General features: G+C 66.1%; 13 protein-coding genes. 11 read left to right on the top strand and 2 right to left on the bottom strand.

All coding sequences use genetic code 11. The features are described 5' to 3' along the window. Positions 1–171 precede the first annotated feature (171 nt). From BG61_RS27080 to BG61_RS27065, 4 genes are all read left to right on the top strand, one after another. On the top strand, positions 172–1,383 hold the full coding sequence (locus BG61_RS27080; protein WP_370818051.1) for an ABC transporter substrate-binding protein: 1,212 nt from the start codon (positions 172–174) through the stop codon (positions 1,381–1,383). Positions 1,384–1,469: 86 nt separating this feature from the next. Next, complete coding sequence (locus BG61_RS27075; RefSeq protein WP_035928277.1) at positions 1,470–2,345, top strand: branched-chain amino acid ABC transporter permease; 876 nt, start codon at positions 1,470–1,472, stop codon at positions 2,343–2,345. 7 nt (positions 2,346–2,352) lie between these two features. Beyond that, positions 2,353–4,308, top strand: a complete 1,956-nt coding sequence (locus BG61_RS27070; RefSeq protein WP_035928280.1) for a branched-chain amino acid ABC transporter ATP-binding protein/permease — start codon at positions 2,353–2,355, stop codon at positions 4,306–4,308. Between the two features lie 75 nt (positions 4,309–4,383). Beyond that, the gene (locus BG61_RS27065; RefSeq protein ID WP_035928283.1) at positions 4,384–5,118 is read left to right on the top strand and encodes an ABC transporter ATP-binding protein; all 735 of its coding nucleotides are present in this window, start codon (positions 4,384–4,386) and stop codon (positions 5,116–5,118) included. Here the strand turns inward: BG61_RS27065 and BG61_RS27060 are convergent. Further along, complete coding sequence (locus BG61_RS27060; protein ID WP_051672808.1) at positions 5,112–6,749, bottom strand: MFS transporter; 1,638 nt, start codon at positions 6,747–6,749, stop codon at positions 5,112–5,114. The two genes, BG61_RS27065 and BG61_RS27060, sit on opposite strands and share 7 nt — an antisense overlap. A 689-nt stretch (positions 6,750–7,438) precedes the next feature. Between BG61_RS27060 and BG61_RS27055 the strand changes: the two genes are divergently transcribed. The 3 genes from BG61_RS27055 (at position 7,439) to BG61_RS27045 (ending at position 11,411) form a co-directional block, all read left to right on the top strand. Next, positions 7,439–8,275 (top strand): shikimate dehydrogenase family protein, encoded by an 837-nt coding sequence (locus BG61_RS27055; protein WP_035928286.1) that lies wholly within the window; start codon positions 7,439–7,441, stop codon positions 8,273–8,275. A gap of 284 nt (positions 8,276–8,559) precedes the next feature. Then, positions 8,560–10,572 carry an acyl CoA:acetate/3-ketoacid CoA transferase gene (locus BG61_RS27050; RefSeq protein ID WP_035928289.1) on the top strand — a complete coding sequence of 671 codons (2,013 nt, stop codon included), beginning with the start codon at positions 8,560–8,562 and terminating at the stop codon, positions 10,570–10,572. A gap of 182 nt (positions 10,573–10,754) precedes the next feature. Further along, complete coding sequence (locus BG61_RS27045) at positions 10,755–11,411, top strand: peroxiredoxin (RefSeq protein WP_035928291.1); 657 nt, start codon at positions 10,755–10,757, stop codon at positions 11,409–11,411. Between the two features lie 104 nt (positions 11,412–11,515). Here the strand turns inward: BG61_RS27045 and BG61_RS27040 are convergent, their stop codons facing one another. After that, complete coding sequence (locus BG61_RS27040) at positions 11,516–12,877, bottom strand: MFS transporter (RefSeq protein ID WP_035928294.1); 1,362 nt, start codon at positions 12,875–12,877, stop codon at positions 11,516–11,518. A 310-nt stretch (positions 12,878–13,187) separates the two neighbouring features. Here BG61_RS27040 and BG61_RS27035 point away from each other — a divergent pair, with 310 nt between their 5' ends. From BG61_RS27035 to oiaK, 4 genes are read left to right on the top strand one after another with little or no spacing between them, the layout of a single operon-like run. Continuing rightward, complete coding sequence (locus tag BG61_RS27035; RefSeq protein WP_035928297.1) at positions 13,188–14,555, top strand: MFS transporter; 1,368 nt, start codon at positions 13,188–13,190, stop codon at positions 14,553–14,555. Positions 14,556–14,591: 36 nt separating this feature from the next. Further along, entirely contained in the window at positions 14,592–15,422 is an 831-nt protein-coding gene (locus tag BG61_RS27030) for a phosphogluconate dehydrogenase C-terminal domain-containing protein (protein WP_035928300.1), read from the top strand. Positions 15,423–15,475: 53 nt separating this feature from the next. Then, complete coding sequence (locus BG61_RS27025; RefSeq protein WP_035928303.1) at positions 15,476–16,720, top strand: ribulose-bisphosphate carboxylase large subunit family protein; 1,245 nt, start codon at positions 15,476–15,478, stop codon at positions 16,718–16,720. Continuing rightward, the gene (oiaK, locus tag BG61_RS27020) at positions 16,717–18,099 is read left to right on the top strand and encodes a 3-oxo-isoapionate kinase OiaK (protein WP_035928306.1); all 1,383 of its coding nucleotides are present in this window, start codon (positions 16,717–16,719) and stop codon (positions 18,097–18,099) included. Before BG61_RS27025 ends, oiaK begins: the two co-directional genes overlap by 4 nt. Positions 18,100–18,133 lie beyond the last annotated feature (34 nt).

Genomic DNA, 18,133 nt, shown 5'->3' with positions numbered 1-18,133 from the left:
TTTCACTTTGTGCGGGTAACTCCGAATATTGTCTGAACCTTTCACTTCCTACACTCAGTCACCGACAAGTATTTAACAAGCTTGCGAAATAAACGGGCCAGGCGGCGACCGCCAAAAACGAAAGCCGGCCTGACAAAAAAAACGATTCATGCGACGGAGACAACAATGGGTATGCAAATGAAGCTCATCGCGGGTGCGCTCGCGTTCGGCGTTTTCGCCTCGGCCGGCTACGCGGCGGATCCGATCAAGATCGGCGTCGACGGTCCTTTCACCGGCGGTTCGTCGTCGATGGGCGTGAGCATGCGCGACGGGGTGCGGCTCGCTACCGCTGAGATCAACAAGTCGGGCGGCGTGCTCGGCCGCCAGATCGTGCTTGTCGAGCGTGACGACGAAGCGAAGAACGAGCGCGGCGTGCAGATCGCGCAGGAGCTGATCAACAAGGAGAAGGTCGTCGCGGTAGTGGGCTACATCAACACCGGCGTCGCGCTCGCTTCGCAGCGCTTCTTCCAGGAAGCGAAGATCCCGGTGTTCAACAACGTCGCGACCGGTTCGGTCGTCACGCACCAGTTCGCCGACCAGCCTGACAACTACGTGTTCCGCAACGCCGCCGCCGACCGCATCCAGGCGCCGATGATCGTCGAGGAAGCGGTGACCAAGCGCGGCTTCAAGAAGGTGGCGATCCTCGCCGACTCGACCAACTACGGCCAGCTCGGCCGCGAGGACCTCGAGAAGGCGCTGGCCGCGAAGGGCGTGAAGCCTGTCGCCGTCGAGAAATTCAACATCAAGGACGTCGACATGACGGCCCAGCTGCTGAAGGCGAAGGAAGCGGGCGCCGAAGCCGTGCTGACCTACGGCATCGGACCGGAGCTCGCGCAGATCGCCAACGGGCAGGCGAAGCTCGGCTGGAAGGTCCCGCTCATCGGCAGCTGGACGCTCTCGATGGCGAACTACATCGACAACGCCGGTGCCAACGGCGAAGGCGCGCGCATGCCGCAGACGTTCATCCAGGAGCCGAACACGCCCAAGCGCAAGGCCTTCATCGATGCGTACCTGAAGGAGTTCAAGCCGAAGAACAACCGCATCGACTCGCCGGTTTCCGCCGCGCAAGGCTACGACTCGGTGTACCTGCTCGCCGCCGCGATCACGCAGGCCGGATCGACGGAGGGCCCGAAGGTGCGTGCTGCGCTCGAGAGCCTGAACACGAAGGTCGAGGGCGTCGTGATGGTGTACGACAAGCCGTTCTCGCATGCCGACCACGAAGCGATCAGCCCCAACGTGCCGGTGGTGGGCGAGGTGAAGGGCGGCCGCGTGGTCTACGCGTACGACGCGGACAAGAAGGGCGGCGGCCAGCTGCGCGCCAAGCAGACGACGGCCTCGAACTAAGGCCGCGCATCTTGTGTACATGAGCCGCGCCCGCCTCACGGCGGGTGCGGCTTTGCTTTGTCTCCTGAACCACCGGCGATTCGACGATGTCCATTCTTCTTCAGCTCATCTATAGCGGCATCGCGCTCGGCATGATCTACGCCGTGATCGCGTTCGGCTATCAACTTACTTTCGCCACTTCCGGCACGCTCAACTTCGGCCAGGGCGATGCCCTCATGCTCGGCGCGCTCGTCGGGCTCACGCTCGTTTCGCTCGGCGTGAACTACTGGCTGATGATTCCGCTCGTCTGCCTCTTCGGGCTCGCGCAGGGCGCGTTCGTCGAACGCATCGGCGTGCGGCCCGCGATCAAGATCAAGTCGGAGTTCGGCTGGATCATGTCGACGATCGCGCTCGGCATCATCTTCAAGAACGTCGCGGAAAACGTCTGGGGCCGCGACGACCTGCGCTTTCCGTCGCCGCTGCCGGAGTCGCCGCTCAGGGTGTTCGGCGCGAACGTGCTGCCGATGGAGCTGCTCGTCGTCGCGGGCGCGCTCGTGATGATGCTCGCCGTGGAGTTCTTCAACCGCAAGACGATCTTCGGCAAGGCCGTGGTCGCGACCGCCAATGACCGCGATGCGGCCTCGCTCATGGGCATCAACACGGGGCTCGTGATCACGTTCTCGTATGCGCTCTCGTCGCTCACGGCGGCCTTCGCGGGCGTGCTGATCGCGCCGCTCACGCTGACCGGCGCGACGATGGGCGCCGTGCTCGGCCTGAAGGCGTTCGCCGTTGCGATCATCGGCGGGCTGTCGAGCGGCATGGGCATCATCGTGGGCGGGATGATTCTCGGCATCGCCGAGACGACGACCGGCTTCTACATCTCGACCGGCTACAAGGACGTGCCGGGACTCGTGCTGCTGCTGATCGTGCTGGCGGTGAAGCCCGCGGGTCTCTTCGGCAAGACCGCGATCAAGAAAGTCTGAGGCTACCGTGAAAACAAAGAAACTCATCGCGGCGGGACTCGGGCTCGCTGCTCTCGCGGTTTTCCCGCTGCTGTCGGGCAATCCGTATTACATCCACCTCGTCGAGACCATCATGATCTACGCGATCCTGCTGTTCGGTCTCGACATCGTGGTCGGCTATACGGGTCAGGTGTCGCTCGGACACGCCGGCCTCTTCGGCGTGGGCGCCTATACCGCGGGCGTGCTGTTCATGAAGCTCGGCATGCCGTTCTTCGTGACCGCGCCGCTCGCGATCCTCGTGACGGCCGGCTTCGGCGCGATACTCGCCCTGCCGGCGCTGCGCGTATCGGGCCCGTATCTGGCGATGGTGACGCTCGCGTTCGGCACCATCATCCAGATTCTCATCAACGAGATGGACTTCCTGACCAACGGGCCGATGGGCCTCAAGATCCCGAAGCCCTCGTTCGCCGGCCACATGCTCGATGAAGTCGAGTACTACTGGCTCGTCGCGGCGCTGCTCGTGGTGTCGATCGTCGTCGTGCACCGCGTGCTCAAGTCGCACCTCGGCCGCGCGTTCGAGGCGCTGCGCGACAGCCCGATCGCCTCGGACTGCATGGGCGTCTCGGTGTACCGGTACAAGGTCTATGCGTTCGTGATCAGCGCGGGTTTCGCGGGGCTGGCCGGCTGCCTCTACTCGTATTCCGAGCAGTACATCTCGCCCAACACGTACAACTTCGAGCTGACCATCCTGTTCCTGCTCGCGATCATCATGGGCGGGCGCAAGACGCGCACGGGCGCCGTGCTCGGCTCGACGATCATCGTGATGCTGCCCAAGCTGCTCGACGACATCGACACGTTCCGCATGGTCTCGACGCTGCTCGCGGCCATCGTCGTGATCGGCGCGGCGGTGGCGCTCGCGCGCAAGATCAGCACGCCGCGCAAGGTGGCGATTCCCGTGCTCGGCACGGCGGGCCTCGCGATCTTCTCGTACTGGATCGATGCGCTCACCGACTGGCGGCTGACCATCTTCGGCCTGATGATCCTGCTCGTCGTGTACTACCTGCAGGACGGCATCGTCGGGTTCGTGCGCCGTGTGCTGAGCCTCGGCCGCGGGCGCGCGAGATCGATGGATATTCAGGCGCTCGCCGCCACGCGCCAGGATGCGGTGCTCGCGGTTCGCACCGAAGGCACCGGGAGCATTCTCGACGTGCGCGGCGTGCTGATGCAGTTCAGCGGCCTGAAGGCGCTCAACGAAGTCGACCTGAAGGTGAAGCGCGGCACCATTCACGGGCTGATCGGGCCGAACGGCTCGGGCAAGAGCACGATGATGAACGTGCTGACCGGCATCTACGTGCCGACCGCGGGCGCGATCGAGTATGACGGCAAGCCGATTGCGGGGCGCAGTTCCGCGGACATCGCGCTCTCCGGAATCGCCCGCACGTTCCAGAACGTGCAGCTGTTCGGCGAGATGACCGCGCTCGAGAACGTGCTGGTCGGCCTGCATCACACGTTCAGGTCCAACTTCGCCGATGTCGGCCTGATGACGGGGCGATACCGGCGCGAGGAGCGCGAGGCGCGCGAGCGCGCGTTCAACATGCTGCGATTCGTCGGGCTGGAGGACGTCGCGGCGGAGGAGGCGCGCAACCTTCCGTATGGCAAGCAGCGCCTGCTGGAAATCGCGCGGGCGCTCGCGCTCGACCCGCAACTGCTGTTGCTCGACGAGCCCGCGGCGGGTCTGACGGCGCCCGATATCCGCGACCTGATCGCGATCATCCGCAAGGTGCGCAATCACGGCATCACGCTCGTGCTGATCGAGCATCACATGGACGTGGTGATGAGCGTCTGCGATACGGTGTCCGTGCTGGACTTCGGGCAGAAGATCGCGGAGGGCAAGCCCGCCGAGATCCAGGCCAACGAAAAGGTGATCGAGGCATATCTGGGCGGGCAGGCCGACGAGGGGGCGGAGCGGCTGATGGGGACCTGACGCTTCATCGGGTCATGCACCGGGGATGCCTCGAAACGAGCGCTTGAAAAAGAACACAGAAGGACAAACCACGACATGTTATCGATCAGGAATCTGCACGCCGGCTACGGCAAGGTGAAAGTGCTGCACGGCATATCGATGGACGTGCCGAAGGCGAAGGTGGTCACGCTGATCGGCTCCAACGGCGCGGGCAAGACCACGACGATGCGCGCCATCTCCGGCATGATCAGGCCGACCGAAGGCGAGATCACGATGGGCGTCGGCAGCGACGCGAAGCGCATCGACGCGATGGACTCGCACAGGATCGCGCGCCTCGGGCTCGCGCATTCGCCGGAAGGGCGGCGCGTGTTCGCGACCATGTCGGTGACTGACAACCTGATCCTCGGCGCGTTCCCGCGCCTCACGTGGGCGCGTCCGAAGGGCGACGTGGCGGCGGATCTGGAGCGCGCCATCGAACTCTTCCCGCGCCTGAAGGAACGGCGCAACCAGCTGGCGGGCACGCTCTCCGGCGGCGAGCAGCAGATGCTCGCGATGGCACGCGCCATCATGCTGAATCCGGATCTCGTGCTGCTCGACGAACCCTCGATGGGCCTCGCGCCCATCCTCGTCGACGAGGTATTCCGCATCATCGCGCGGCTGAAGGAGGAGGGCGTGACGATGCTGCTCGTCGAACAGTTCGCGGCCGCGGCGCTCAACGTCGCCGACTACGGCTACGTGCTGGAGAACGGCCGGGTCGCGACACACGGCCCGGCCGAGCAGTTGCGCAATGATCCGTCGGTGAGGGCGGCCTACCTCGGCACGAGTCACTGACCGTCCGGCGCGGGCGGTACGGGCGGTACAGGCGGTACGGTGCCGCCCGCCGCGTGCGCGTCGGGCTCCGGCCGGCCGACGCGCACCGGCGGCACGAACCACGCGAGGCACAGCCCGACGATCGCCGCCGCGGCCGCGAGCGTGAGGCCGACGTGGATCGACTCCACGAGCGCGCGGCGCGCCGCGCTCATCATCGCGTCGCCGGCGTGGCCCGCTGTGATCAGGCGGCTCACCAGCGCGGCCTGCTCCTTTCTGTCCACGAGCAGTTCCGGGCTCGAAAACGACTTGAACCACTGCGTCGCCTGATACGAGTCCAGTGACCGGTGCACGCCGCGCGTGTACATCTGGCTCAGCAGCGCGCCGGTGATCGCCGTGCCGAGCATGCCGCCGAAGGTGCGCAGCGATTGCAGGAGCGCGGTCGCGGCGCCGAGGTTGTCGCGCCCGACGATCTGCTGCGAAAAGATCGTCAGGTTGGCGGCCACGAGTCCGAGCCCGAGGCCGCTCACGGCCATGCATGTCACCCACACGAGATGCGGCGCCATGCCGGTGATCGCGACCACGCCGAGGCATGCGGCCGCGAAGAGCGCGAACCCCACGTGGATGATGATGTTCGCGCGCCGGATGCGCGTGACGATGCGGTTGTTCGCGAACGTGCCGATCGTCGTGCCGATGACGAGCGGCGTGATGAGCATGCCGGAGTCGTGCGGGGACATCGCGTAGCCGCCCTGAAACAGCAGCGGCACGTAGAACACGAGTGAGAAGAGCGCGAAGCCGCCGAGCAGCGACATCGCGAAGAGCGCGGCGAGCTTGCGGTCGACGAGCATGTCGACGGGCACGACCGGATAGCCCATGCGTTTTTCCCAGAACCATAGCGTGAGCATGCCGCCTGCCGCGATCGCGGCGAGGAGCGCCGTCGTCTTGCTGAGCCCTTCGTTCGGAAGAAACTCGATCAGCAGTTGCAGAGCGCCGAAGGTGGCTGCCACGACGAGCGCGCCGGGCCAGTCGAGGCGTACCGGCGCGCCTGTGCGGGGCTGTCGCAGGTGTGGCAGATAGCGGTGCACGAAGAAGAGCGAGACGATGCCGATCGGCACGTTCACGAAGAAGACGAGCCGCCAGCCGCCGTGTTCGGTGAGCATGCCGCCGAGCGAGGGCCCCACGATGTTCGCGAGGCCGAACGCCGTGCTGACGAACACGAGCCAGCGCAGGCGCAGCTGCGGGTCGGGGAAGAGATCGGCGACGCTTGCGAAGATCGTGCCGATCAGGATGCCGCCGCCGATGCCTTGCACGCCGCGAGCGATCACGAGAAACAGCATGTCGCTGGCGATGCCGCAGAGGATGGACGCGCCGGTGAAGAGCGCGATGGCCGCGAGGAGGAACGGCTTGCGGCCGAAGAGGTCGCCGAGCCGGCCGAAGATGGGGATTGTGATGACGGAGGCGAGCATGTACGACGTGGCGACCCACGCGTAGAGGTCGAAGCCTTTCAGTTCGGCGACGATGCGCGGCATGGCGGTGCCGACGATGGTCTGGTCGAGGGCGACGAGCATGGCGACGAAGGCGACGCCGAGCATGGCGAGCAATGATTCGCGAAACGGCAGCAATTGCCGGGTCGTGTCACAGGCGGGTGTGCTCATCGCGTGCTCCTTGGACGGCGCGCGTGCGCGACCGATACGAAATGATGACCTGAATCGCGGAGGATTGCGAAGACCGCGTCTTCAGCGAGCGCTGAAGGGAGAAGGGAGAGAGTAGAAACCCTGAAGAATGCGAAAGAAAAGAGCGTGAAAAAAAGGTAGCCATGCAAACCACGGCGAAGGCAGGCTGCGCGTCGGAGCGCAGCGAGGACGGAAGAATGACTGCCTTGTCACTCCGTTCAAGGGTGCGACTACGCATTGGGTCTGCGTACCTGTCCGCTCACCGTACAGAGGTGGACACTCCTGCGGTCGGGCCACTTGGAAGGAATCAAACGTGGTCACGTCCTGACACCGTATGACTAAAAGGCTGCTTTCTTTGGTCACTTTCTTCGCAGCAGCAAAGAAAGTGACTGCCGCCCCGCACAGGGGCGAAGCTAATAGACCAATAACAACGCAAGTTTCACAGAAGCACGAGGCGCATCAGACGGTTCAAAAAAACACCAAACCCAAGCGCCAGCGAAAAGCAGAACGCGTGGAGACGCCAAAAAAACCGAGGCCGGCCGAACCAAATGAAACCAAACCAAACGCGGCCTCAAGCATTATGATGAAAGGAAAAGGGGCGAACCCCGCGCCGCCGCGCGGAAAATCGAACGATGCAGTCCATCGACCGTCAGGGAAAAAGGAGCGCAGCGATGATCAGCGGCAAGACCACCCTCATAGCCCACCTGGGCTACCCGACCGAGGCGTTCAAGGCGCCGATGATCTACAACCCGTGGTTCGAGAAGAGCGGCATCGATGCGGTCGTCGTGCCGATGGGCGTCAAACCCGAGGACTATGCATCCTTCCTGCCGCTCGTCTTTCGCATGACCAACATTCGCGGCGCGCTCGTCACGATGCCGCACAAGATCACGACTGTCGGCCTCGTCGATGAGGTCACGCCCACCGCGCGCATCGCCGGCGCGTGCAACGCCATCCTGAAACGCCCGGACGGCACGCTCGTCGGCGACCAGTTCGACGGCGCCGGCTTCGTGCGCGGCGTCGAGCGCAAGGGCAGGCCGCTCAAGGGCGCGCGCGCGCTCGTGCTCGGCAGCGGCGGGGTGGGCTCGGCGATCGCGGCGTCGATGGCGGCCGCGGGTGTCGCCGAACTGGCGCTCTTCGATACGAGTGCCGCATCCGTCGAGGCGCTGGCCGAGCGCCTGCGTGAGCATTACCCGCTGCTCGCCGTGACCACCGGATCGAGGGACCCCGCCGGGTTCGACGTGATCGTGAACGCAACGCCGCTCGGCATGAAGGACACCGACCCGCTGCCCTTCGACATCGAGCGCATCGCGCCTTCGACCTTCGTCGGCGAAGTGGTGATGAAGTCGGAATACACGCCGCTTCTGCGCGCTGCGAAGGACAAGGGGTGCGCCGTGCAGGTCGGCACCGACATGCTCTTCGAGATGATCCCGGCCTATCTGGAGTTCTTCGGCTACGGCACGGCCACCCCGGACGAACTGCGCGCGGTTTCGCAGATCAAGTACGCATGAGGCGGCGGGCGGGCTGCGCTCGAAGACTTGCGCGGATCGCGCGTTCCCGAGCCGCGCCGCGCCGCGCCGCAGCGGAATGGCAATGTGGCGCGAGAGGCATCTCGCGGTCATGCTGCACAATGTGTGCAGCATGACCGCGCCGTTGAACTGCCGTTCCGGGGCACGCGAAAGACCGGAATCTCAGCGCGCCGCCTGTCGCGCGCAGGTCGGGAGCCCGGCCACGGCATGCCCTTGACACACACGAGCACGGGAGGCCTCCTCCGTACGTGCCGAATGGAGACAACATGAGCGCAGGTACCAGGCACCGGTTTCCCGCCACGGCGCGCACCGTCGAGCGCGGGAAGATCGTCTCTGCACGCGAGGCGGTTCGTCTGATCCGTTCGGGCAATACGATCGCGACGAGCGGCTTCGTCGGCATCGGATTCGCGGAGGAGGTGGCGATCGCGCTCGAAGCGCGCTTCCTGGAAGGCGACGGCGAAAACGGCGAGGCGCCGCGCGACCTCACGCTCGTCTACGCCGCGGGCCAGGGCGACGGGCGCACGAAAGGGCTCAATCATCTGGCGCACGAAGGGCTCGTGCGGCGCGTGATCGGCGGGCACTGGGGACTCGTGCCGGGCCTTCAGCAACTCGCGATCGACAACCGCATCGAGGCCTACAACCTGCCGCAGGGCGTGATTTCGCAGCTCTTTCGCGACATCGCCGCGCACCGGCCCGGCCATCTCTCGACGGTCGGCCTCGGCACGTTCGTCGATCCGCGCAACGGCGGCGGCAAGCTCAACGCGCGCACCACCGGCGAACTCGTCACGCTGATGTCCATCGACGGCGCGGAGTATCTCTTCTACCGGACCTTTCCGATCGACGTGGCGATCGTGCGCGGCACTACCGCCGACGTCAACGGCAACATCACGATGGAAAAGGAGGCGCTGACGCTCGAAGGTCTCTCGATCGCAATGGCCGCGCGCAATTCGGGCGGCATCGTGATCGCGCAGGTCGAGCGGCTCGCCGAGTCGAATACGCTCAATTCCCGGCAAGTGAAGATTCCGGGCGTGATGGTCGACTGCGTGGTCCTGGCCGAGCCGAAGAACCACTGGCAGACCTTCGGCGAACGCTACAGCGCGGCGTTTTCCAGCGAACTGCGTGTCGCGGCGAGCTCCGTGCCGCCGATGGCGCTCTCCGAGCGCAAGATCATCGCGCGCCGCGCCGCGTTCGAGCTGATGGCGAACAGCGTGGTGAACCTCGGCATCGGCATGCCTGAAGGCATTGCGAGCGTCGCGAACGAGGAGCAGGTGATCGACCTCTTCACGATGACGACCGAGCCGGGCGTGATCGGCGGGATTCCGGCGGGCGGGCTTAATTTCGGCGCGGCGACCAACACGCAGGCGATCATCGACCAGCCCTACCAGTTCGACTTCTACGATGGCGGCGGACTCGACATCGCGTTTCTCGGCCTCGCGCAGGCGGACCGCGCGGGCAATCTGAACGTCAGCAAGTTCGGCCCGAAACTCGCGGGCGCGGGCGGCTTCATCAACATCAGCCAGAGCGCGAAGAAAGTCGTGTTCGTTGGCACGTTCAATGCGGGCAAGCTCGAGATCGCGATCGAAGACGGGCGTCTCAGGATCCTGCGCGAAGGCACGTGCCAGAAGTTCGTCGATGAGGTCGAACATCGCACTTTCAGCGGCGCGTATGCGGCCGAGCGCGGGCAGCCGGTGCTCTATATCACGGAGCGCTGCGTGTTCGCGCTCACGCCCGGCGGGCTCGAACTGATCGAGGTTGCGCCAGGCATCGACGTGCAGAACGATATCGTCGCGCACATGGGCTTTGCGCCCGTCATCAAGTCGCCGCCGCGCCTGATGGACGCCCGTATTTTCCGCGACGCGCCGATGGGCCTGCGCGGCATCCTGCTCGGCCTGCGCCTCTCCGAGCGGTTCAGCTACGACGCGAGCCAGAACATGCTCTTCATCAATTTCGAGGGGCACGAAGTGGCGAGCGCAGAGGACGTCGAGGCGATCCGCCGCGAGGTCGAGGTGCAGCTCGCCGGCACGACCGCGAAGCCGCACGCGATCGTGAACTACGACAATTTCTCCATCCGGCCCGAGATCCTCGACGCCTATTCGGAGATGGTGACGAAGCTCGTGAGCAAGTTCTACGGCAGCGTGACGCGCTACACGACGAGCAGTTTTCTCAGGATGAAGCTCGGGGATGCGCTCAAACGTCGCGGCGTCGCACCGTATATTTATGAAAGTCCGGAGGAGGCGCGCGAACATGCGCAGCGAGGGCCGGGCCACACTTCCGATTGAGCAGAGGAATCGGCGCAGACGCAATCACGATGATTCGCGAATGACGGCGGTCCGAGCAAATCGCGCGCACGTGGCGCACTATAATCATCTTGTTAGTTTCATATTTACGTCCGGAGCCTGTTCCGTCACGAATCCCTCGATACCGGAACACTTCGTTTTTTTCACACAGTGGAGATTGAAACATGTCCATCCGTATCGGTGACGAAGCCCCCGATTTCACCGCGCAGACGACTGAAGGTACGATCCGGTTTCATGAGTGGATCGGTGACAAGTGGGCGATTCTGTTTTCGCATCCGAAGGACTTCACGCCGGTCTGCACGACCGAGCTCGGCTACATGGCGCGTCTCAAGCCCGAATTCGACAAGCGCAACACCAAGGTCATCGGTTTGTCGATCGACCCGGTGGACAGCCATTCGAAGTGGGCGAAGGACATCGAGGAAACGCAGGGAACCGCCGTCAATTATCCGATGATCGGCGACGCGGATCTGACGGTCGCGAAGCTCTACGACATGATCCATCCGAACGCGAGCGGCGACTCGCCGCGCACGGCCGCGGACAACGCGACGATCCGCGCGGTGTTCATCGTCGGGCCGGACAAGAAGATCAAGGCCACCTTCACCTATCCGATGAGCGCGGGGCGCAATTTCGACGAAGTGCTGCGCCTGCTCGATGCACTCCAGCTGAACGCGAAGCACACGGTGGCGACGCCGGTGAACTGGAAGCCGGGCGAGGACGTGATCATTCCGGCGTCGGTCTCGGATGACGACGCGAAGAAGAAGTATCCGCAGGGATTCAAGACGCTCAAGCCGTATCTGCGTACGGTCGAAGAGCCCAAGTAAGGGCGAAGCCGCAGCCGCGACGGGCGGGATGGCTGCGAACCGGGCAACACCCGGTTTCGCGGCCATCCCGCCTTTTTCATGCGGCCCGGTTCCGGGCCCTCCGGTCAGTGGCCGGAGAACGACGTGTCGGCGGGCGCAGCGGCGGCGTCGATCGGATGCACCGCCTGCTTGACGAGCAGCGCGACGCAGGCGATCACGCCCGCCACGGCGATCACCGAAAAGATGCCGCCGAACGTGAATTGCCGGCGCGTCAGCTCCGCGACGAGAAACGACCCCGCGATCCCGCCGAAGCGCCCGATGCCGAGCATCCACGCGACGCCGGTGGCGCGCCCCTGCGTCGGGTAGAACGCGGCGGCGAGCGCGGGCATCGACGACTGCGCCGTGTTCATCAGGATGCCCGCCGCGAACACGATGACCACCAGCCAGCCGACATTGCCGATCGCCTGCCCGATTGCGTACACGGTCACCGCCGTGAGCGCGTAGCCGGCCGCGATCACGCGGTTCGGATTGAAGCGGTCCATCAACACGCCGAAGATCACCGCGCCCACGCCGCCGAGCGGGAAGAGCGCCGAAATCAGCGTGGCGCGCTGCGGCGCGAGGCCGGCTTCCTTGAACAGAATGGGCATCCAGTTGATCGACGCATAGAAGATCACGAGGCCCATGAAGTACGCGAGCCACAGCATCACCGAGCCGACCACGTACGACGGCGACAGCACCACGCGGATGCCGCTTTTCGCCGCCGTGCGCGGCGCCTGCTCGGTCATCACGAACGACGTGGCACCGGCCACGCTCTTCGAGATGCGCGAGAGCGCCGCGCGTATCTTTTCCACCGGCTGGTTCTTCGCGACCATGTAGCGCACCGATTCGGGCAGCGCGATCACGAGCAGCACGACGAGAACGAGCGGCGTGACGCCGCCGAGCACGAGCACGCTGCGCCAGCCGAAGTGCGGAATCATCCACGCGGCGAGAAAGCCGCCGAACGCCGCGCCGAGCGGAAAGCCGCAGAACATCAGGTTCGTGACGGTGGCGCGCCGGTGGTCCGGGCAGTACTCGCTCATCATCGTGACCGCGTTCGGCATCGCGGCGCCGAGCCCCAGTCCGGTGATGAAGCGCAGCACCGTGAGCTGCAGCAGGCTCGCGGAATACGCGGACGCGAGGCACGCGGCGCCGAATATCAGCACCGATACGATCAGAAGCAGGCGCCGCCCGAGCCGGTCCGAGAGCGGCCCGGCGCACAGTGCGCCGAACGCGAGCCCGAACAGCGCGGCGCTCAGGACCGGCGCGAGGGCCGGCCGGCTGATGTGCCACTCGGTGACGAGCGACGGCGCGATGAAGCCGATCGCGGCGGTATCGAAGCCGTCCAGCAGGACGATCACGAAGCACATCACGAAGATGAGCCACTGGAATCCCGAGAACGGGTTCGCGTTGAGAAACGTCTGGATGTTTACTGTCTTGTCGTTATCCATTTTTATGCCCCTTGTCTTGTGAGCTCCGAGCGCCCGGAATCTTTCGGCCGGCGAGCCCCGAAGTTCCAGCCTGTTCACCGCCGCAGCTTCCGCCCCGAATTGTGCCGCCCGCTCCGGCTGCGGATGCCACAGGAATACCCTAATTGATCGTCTGCCGCGCCGGACCCGGCGCACGGTGGCCGCTTTATTCCTCCGCTGATTCGTCCCCGTGTAATCCCCAGGTGTCCAAAGATCACTCCACATGGTCTACTCATCACACCAGTAAAACTATAAATCGTTCCATATCCATCCCTATGCAGGAGGAGGCGAGATGCAAACTGCGGAAATCCAGTCGGTCGAAAAATCGGCCATCCGGAAAGTGTCGCTGCGGCTCGTGCCGTTCGTGGCGCTGATGTTCTTCATCAACTTCCTCGACCGGACGGCGATCTCGTTCGCCGGACCGAACGGCATGACCAAGGACCTCGGCTTGACCGCCGCGCAGTTCGGGCTTGCCGCGGGCGTGTTCTTCATCGGCTACATCCTGCTCGAGATTCCGAGCAACCTCGCGCTGCACAAGTTCGGCGCGCGCCGCTGGCTCGCGCGGATCATGGTGACGTGGGGCATCGTCGCGCTGCTGTTCACGTGGGTGAGCACCATTCCGCAGCTCTATGCGCTGCGCTTTCTGCTGGGCGTCGCGGAAGCCGGGTTCTTTCCCGGCGCGATCCTGTTCCTCAGCATGTGGGTGCCCGCGCGCCATCGCAGCCACATCCTCGCGCTGTTCTATCTCGCGCAGCCGCTCACCATCGTGATCGGTGCGCCGGTCGCTGCGCTCCTGATCGAAGCGCACGGCGCGTTCGGCCTTGCCGGCTGGCGCATCATGTTCTTCGGCGTGGCGGTGCCGGCGATCGTCGTCGGCGTGATCGCGTGGTTCTATCTGGCGGACCGGCCGTCGAAGGCGAAATGGCTCACGCCCGCCGAGCAGAACTGGCTCACCGCCGAACTCGAAGCGGAAGACCGCGCGAAGACCCAGTCCGCCGCGCCGCACACGCTGCGTGCGGGCGCCGCGATGATGAGCGGCCGCGTCTGGATGTTCGCGCTGATGTACTTCGGCCTGATCTACGGTCTGTACGCGCTGGCGTTCTTCCTGCCGACGATCATCGGCGGTTTCGAAACCCGCTTCGGCACGCACTTCAACGTGTTCCAGAAGGGCCTGATCACCGCGATTCCGTATCTGCCCGCGGCGCTCGCGCTGTTCCTCTGGAGCCGCAATGCGACGAAGCGCGGCGTACGGGCCTGGCACATCGGCATCCCGGCGCTGATCGGCGCGGCGAGCATCCCGCTCGCGCTCTACATGCGCTCGCCGACGGCCAGCATCGCCGTCATCACGATCACCGCCTGCGCGATCTTCTCCGCGCTGCCGAACTTCTGGGCGCTGCCCGCGCGCTTCCTGTCGGGCGCCGCGGCCGCCGCCGGGATCGCGCTCATCAACACCGTCGGCAATCTGGCGGGCTTCATGGCGCCCTACATCACCGGCGCCGTGAAGGATGTGACCGGCTCGTATCAGGCGCCGATGTTCATTGTCGGGGTGTTCATGCTGATCTCGGCCGCGCTCGCCTTCGCGATCGGCTCGACGGCGCGGCGTTCCGCGAGCGATGCCGCCGTGCCCGTCGGGCTCGAAGCGCATTCACACACGAAGTAACTGTTCCAACTGAACCGTATATCCGGAGGTCATGAAATGAAGGAAAAGATCGCACTCTTTGGCGCAGGCGGAAAGATGGGTTATCGCCTGACGAGCAACCTGCTGAAGTCGGACTATCGCGTGGCTCACGTGGAGCCGGGCGAGGGCGGACGCAAGCGCCTGAAGGACGAACTGGGCGTCGATTGCGTGTCCGCCGACACCGCGCTCGACGGCGCCGACGTCGTGATCCTCGCCGTGCCCGACACGCTGATCGGCAAGCTGAGCCACGAGATCGCGCCGAAGCTCAAGGCCGGCACGATGGTGATGACGCTCGACGCCGCCGCGCCCTTCGCGGGCCACCTGCCGGACCGCGCCGACCTGACGTACTTCGTCGCGCACCCGTGCCATCCGCTCATCTTCAACGACGAGGAGGATACGAAGGCCCGCCGCGACTTCTTCGGCGGCGCATACGCGAAGCAGTCGATCACGAGCGCGCTGATGCAGGGCCCGGAAGAGGCGTTCGATCTTGGCGAGGCGGTGGCGAAGGTGATCTACGCGCCGATCCTGCGCTCGTACCGGCTGACCGTCGACCAGATGGCGCTGCTCGAACCCGGCCTCTCCGAGACGATCTGCGCGACGCTGCTCTACGTGATGCGCGAGGCGATGGACGAGACGGTGAAGCGCGGCGTGCCGAAGGAAGCCGCGCGCGATTTCCTGCTCGGCCACATGAACATTCTGGGCGCGGTGATCTTCAACGAAATCCCGGGCGCGTTCTCCGATGCGTGCAACAAGGCGATCGAATTCGGCAAGCCGCGCCTCATGCGCGACGACTGGAAGAACGTCTTCGATCGCGAGGAGATCGCGGAAAGCATCCGGCGCATCACCTGAAGTCCGCGCCGTTCGCCATCGATTCGCCATCAAACCGAGGAACGAGGAAAACCGTGACCGAACGCATCCACGCCACTTACTGGCTCGAAACCGGCGTCGATCCGCTGCTTGCCGCCGATGTCATCGCGGGCGAGCAGTCGAGCGGCACCTTCGTCGCGCTGCCCACCGAAACGCCGGAGTTGAAGGCGCGCTCGGGCGCGCGCGTCGAGCGGCTCGACATACTCGGCCGCGCCGCTCACCCGAGCCTGCCGGGCGGCATCGAATCGAAGGTCTACACGCAGTGCGCGCTGGAGCTGTCGTGGCCGATCGGGAACCTGGGGCCGTCGCTGCCGAACCTCATGTCGACGATCGCGGGCAACCTGTTCGAACTGCGCCAGGTGTCGGGCCTGCGGCTTACCGGGCTCAGGCTGCCGCCGTCGTTCGCCCGGGCCTACCCGGGGCCCGCGTTCGGCATCGAGGGCACGCGGCGGCTCGCGGGCGTTGCACGCGGCCCGCTGATCGGCACGATCATCAAGCCGAGCGTCGGCCTGTCGCCTGACGAAACGGCGCAGCAGGTGCGCGAACTGGTGGCGGGCGGCATCGACTTCATCAAGGACGACGAGCTGCAGGGCGACGGCCCGCACTGCCCGTTCGACGAGCGCGTGCGCGCGGTGATGCGCGTCGTGAACGAACACGCGGATCGCACGGGCAAGAAGGCGATGGTCGCGTTCAACCTGACGGGCGACCTCGACCAGATGAAGCGCCGCCACGATCTCGTGCTTGCCGAGGGCGGCACGTGCGTGATGGCGGTGCTCAATTCGATCGGGCTCGTCGGCATGCATGAGCTGCGGCGCCACAGCCAGTTGCCGATCCACGCGCATCGCGCGGGCTGGGGGTATCTGTCGCGCAGCCCGCAGCTCGGCTGGGACTACGCGCCGTGGCAGATGATCTGGCGCCTCGCGGGCGCGGATCACCTGCACGTGAACGGCCTGCGCAACAAGTTCAGCGAACCGGACGACAGCGTGATCGACGCCGCGCGCGCCGTGCTCGCGCCGGTGATGCCCGAGGCGCCGATGCCCGCGATGCCGGTCTTCAGTTCCGGCCAGACGGGGCTGCAGGCGGCCGACACGTACGCGGCCATCGGCTGCGCGGACCTGATCCACACGGCGGGCGGCGGCATCTTCGGCCATCCGGGCGGCGTCGCGACGGGTGTGGAGGCGTTGCGCGAGGCGTGGGTGGCGGCGATCGAAGGCGTGCCGCTCGAACGCCACGCCGAGCGCAATCCGGCGCTGCGCGCCGCGCTGGGGTTCTGGCGATGAACGCGCCGGCATCGCAGAACTGGCCCGCCGGCCTGCTGCTCGCCTACTACGGCGACGATTTCACCGGCTCGACCGACGCCATGGAGGCGATGACCGCCGCCGGCGTGCCCACGCTGCTGTGCCTGGAAACGCCGACGCCCGAGTTGCTCGCGCGCTTTCCCGGCGTGCGCTGCGTGGGGCTCGCGGGCTCGTCGCGGGGGCGCAGCCCGCAATGGATGGACGACGCGCTGCCGCAGGCGTTCGCGAGCCTCGCCGCGCTCGGCGCGCCGGTCCTGCAATACAAGGTCTGCTCGACGTTCGATTCGTCGCCGGAGACCGGCTCGATCGGCCGCGCAATCGACATCGGCGTGAAGCACATGCCGGCGGGCTGGTCGCCGATGATCGTCGGCGCGCCGCGCCTGAAGCGCTATCAGGCGTTCGGCAACCTGTTCGCCGCGGTGGACGGCGAGGGTTTTCGCCTCGACCGCCATCCGACGATGTCGCGCCATCCCGTCACGCCGATGAACGAAGCGGACTTGCGCGTGCATCTGCGGCGCCAGACGGACCGGCGCATCGAGCTGATCGACCTGGTCCGGCTGCGCGGTCCCGACGCCGCCGCGACGTGCCGCGCGCTCGCGGGCGGCGACACGCCCGTCGTGATGATCGACGTGCTCGACGAGGAAACGCTCGCCGCAGCGGGGCGGCTCGTCTGGGAGCAGCGAGGCGAGGGCCTGTTCAGCGCGTCGTCGTCGGGGCTGCAATATGCGCTCGCCGCGCACTGGCGCGCCTGCGGCCTGCTGCCGGAATCGCCAGGGCTTCCCGTCGCGCGCCCCGTCGACGCGATCGCGGCCGTGAGCGGCAGCTGCTCGCCCGTCACCGCGCAGCAGATCCGCTGGGCGCGGTCGAACGGATTTCGCGTCGAGCGGCTCGATCTGCGGCGCGCGCTCGGCGAACGCACGGGCGGCGCCGAAATCGAGCGCGTGGTGGGCGTAGTGCATGACGCGCTGCGGCAGGGGCGGAGCGCGCTCGTGCACAGCGCCGAGGGCCCGGACGACCCCGACGTGCTCGGTTTCGATGCGATCGCGAGCGCCGCTGGCCTGACCCGGCAGGACGCCGCGCGCCGGGTGGGCGGCGCGCTCGCCGAAGTGATGCGGCAACTGCTGGATCGCGTGGAACTGCCGCGCGTGGTGGTCGCGGGGGGCGACAGCTCGGGCGAAGTCGCGGGCGCGCTCGGAATCTCGGCGCTGAGCGTTGCGGGCGGCCTGGCGCCTGGCGCGCCGCTGTGCCGCGCGTGGTCCGCGCTCGCGCGCCGCGACGGCCTGGAGATCGTGCTGAAGGGCGGGCAGATCGGCGACGCATCGTTCTTCGGCGCGGTGCGCGAGGGCCGGCTGCTCGCCTGACGCGGCGCGCGGTTTCGCGTGTGGCCCGCTTCGG

The organism is Caballeronia glathei, assembly GCF_000698595.1.
Taxonomy (GTDB): Bacteria; Pseudomonadota; Gammaproteobacteria; order Burkholderiales; family Burkholderiaceae; genus Caballeronia; species Caballeronia glathei.
Note: the sequence above shows the minus strand (reverse complement) of the source record. Positions and strands in the feature narration are given on the sequence as shown.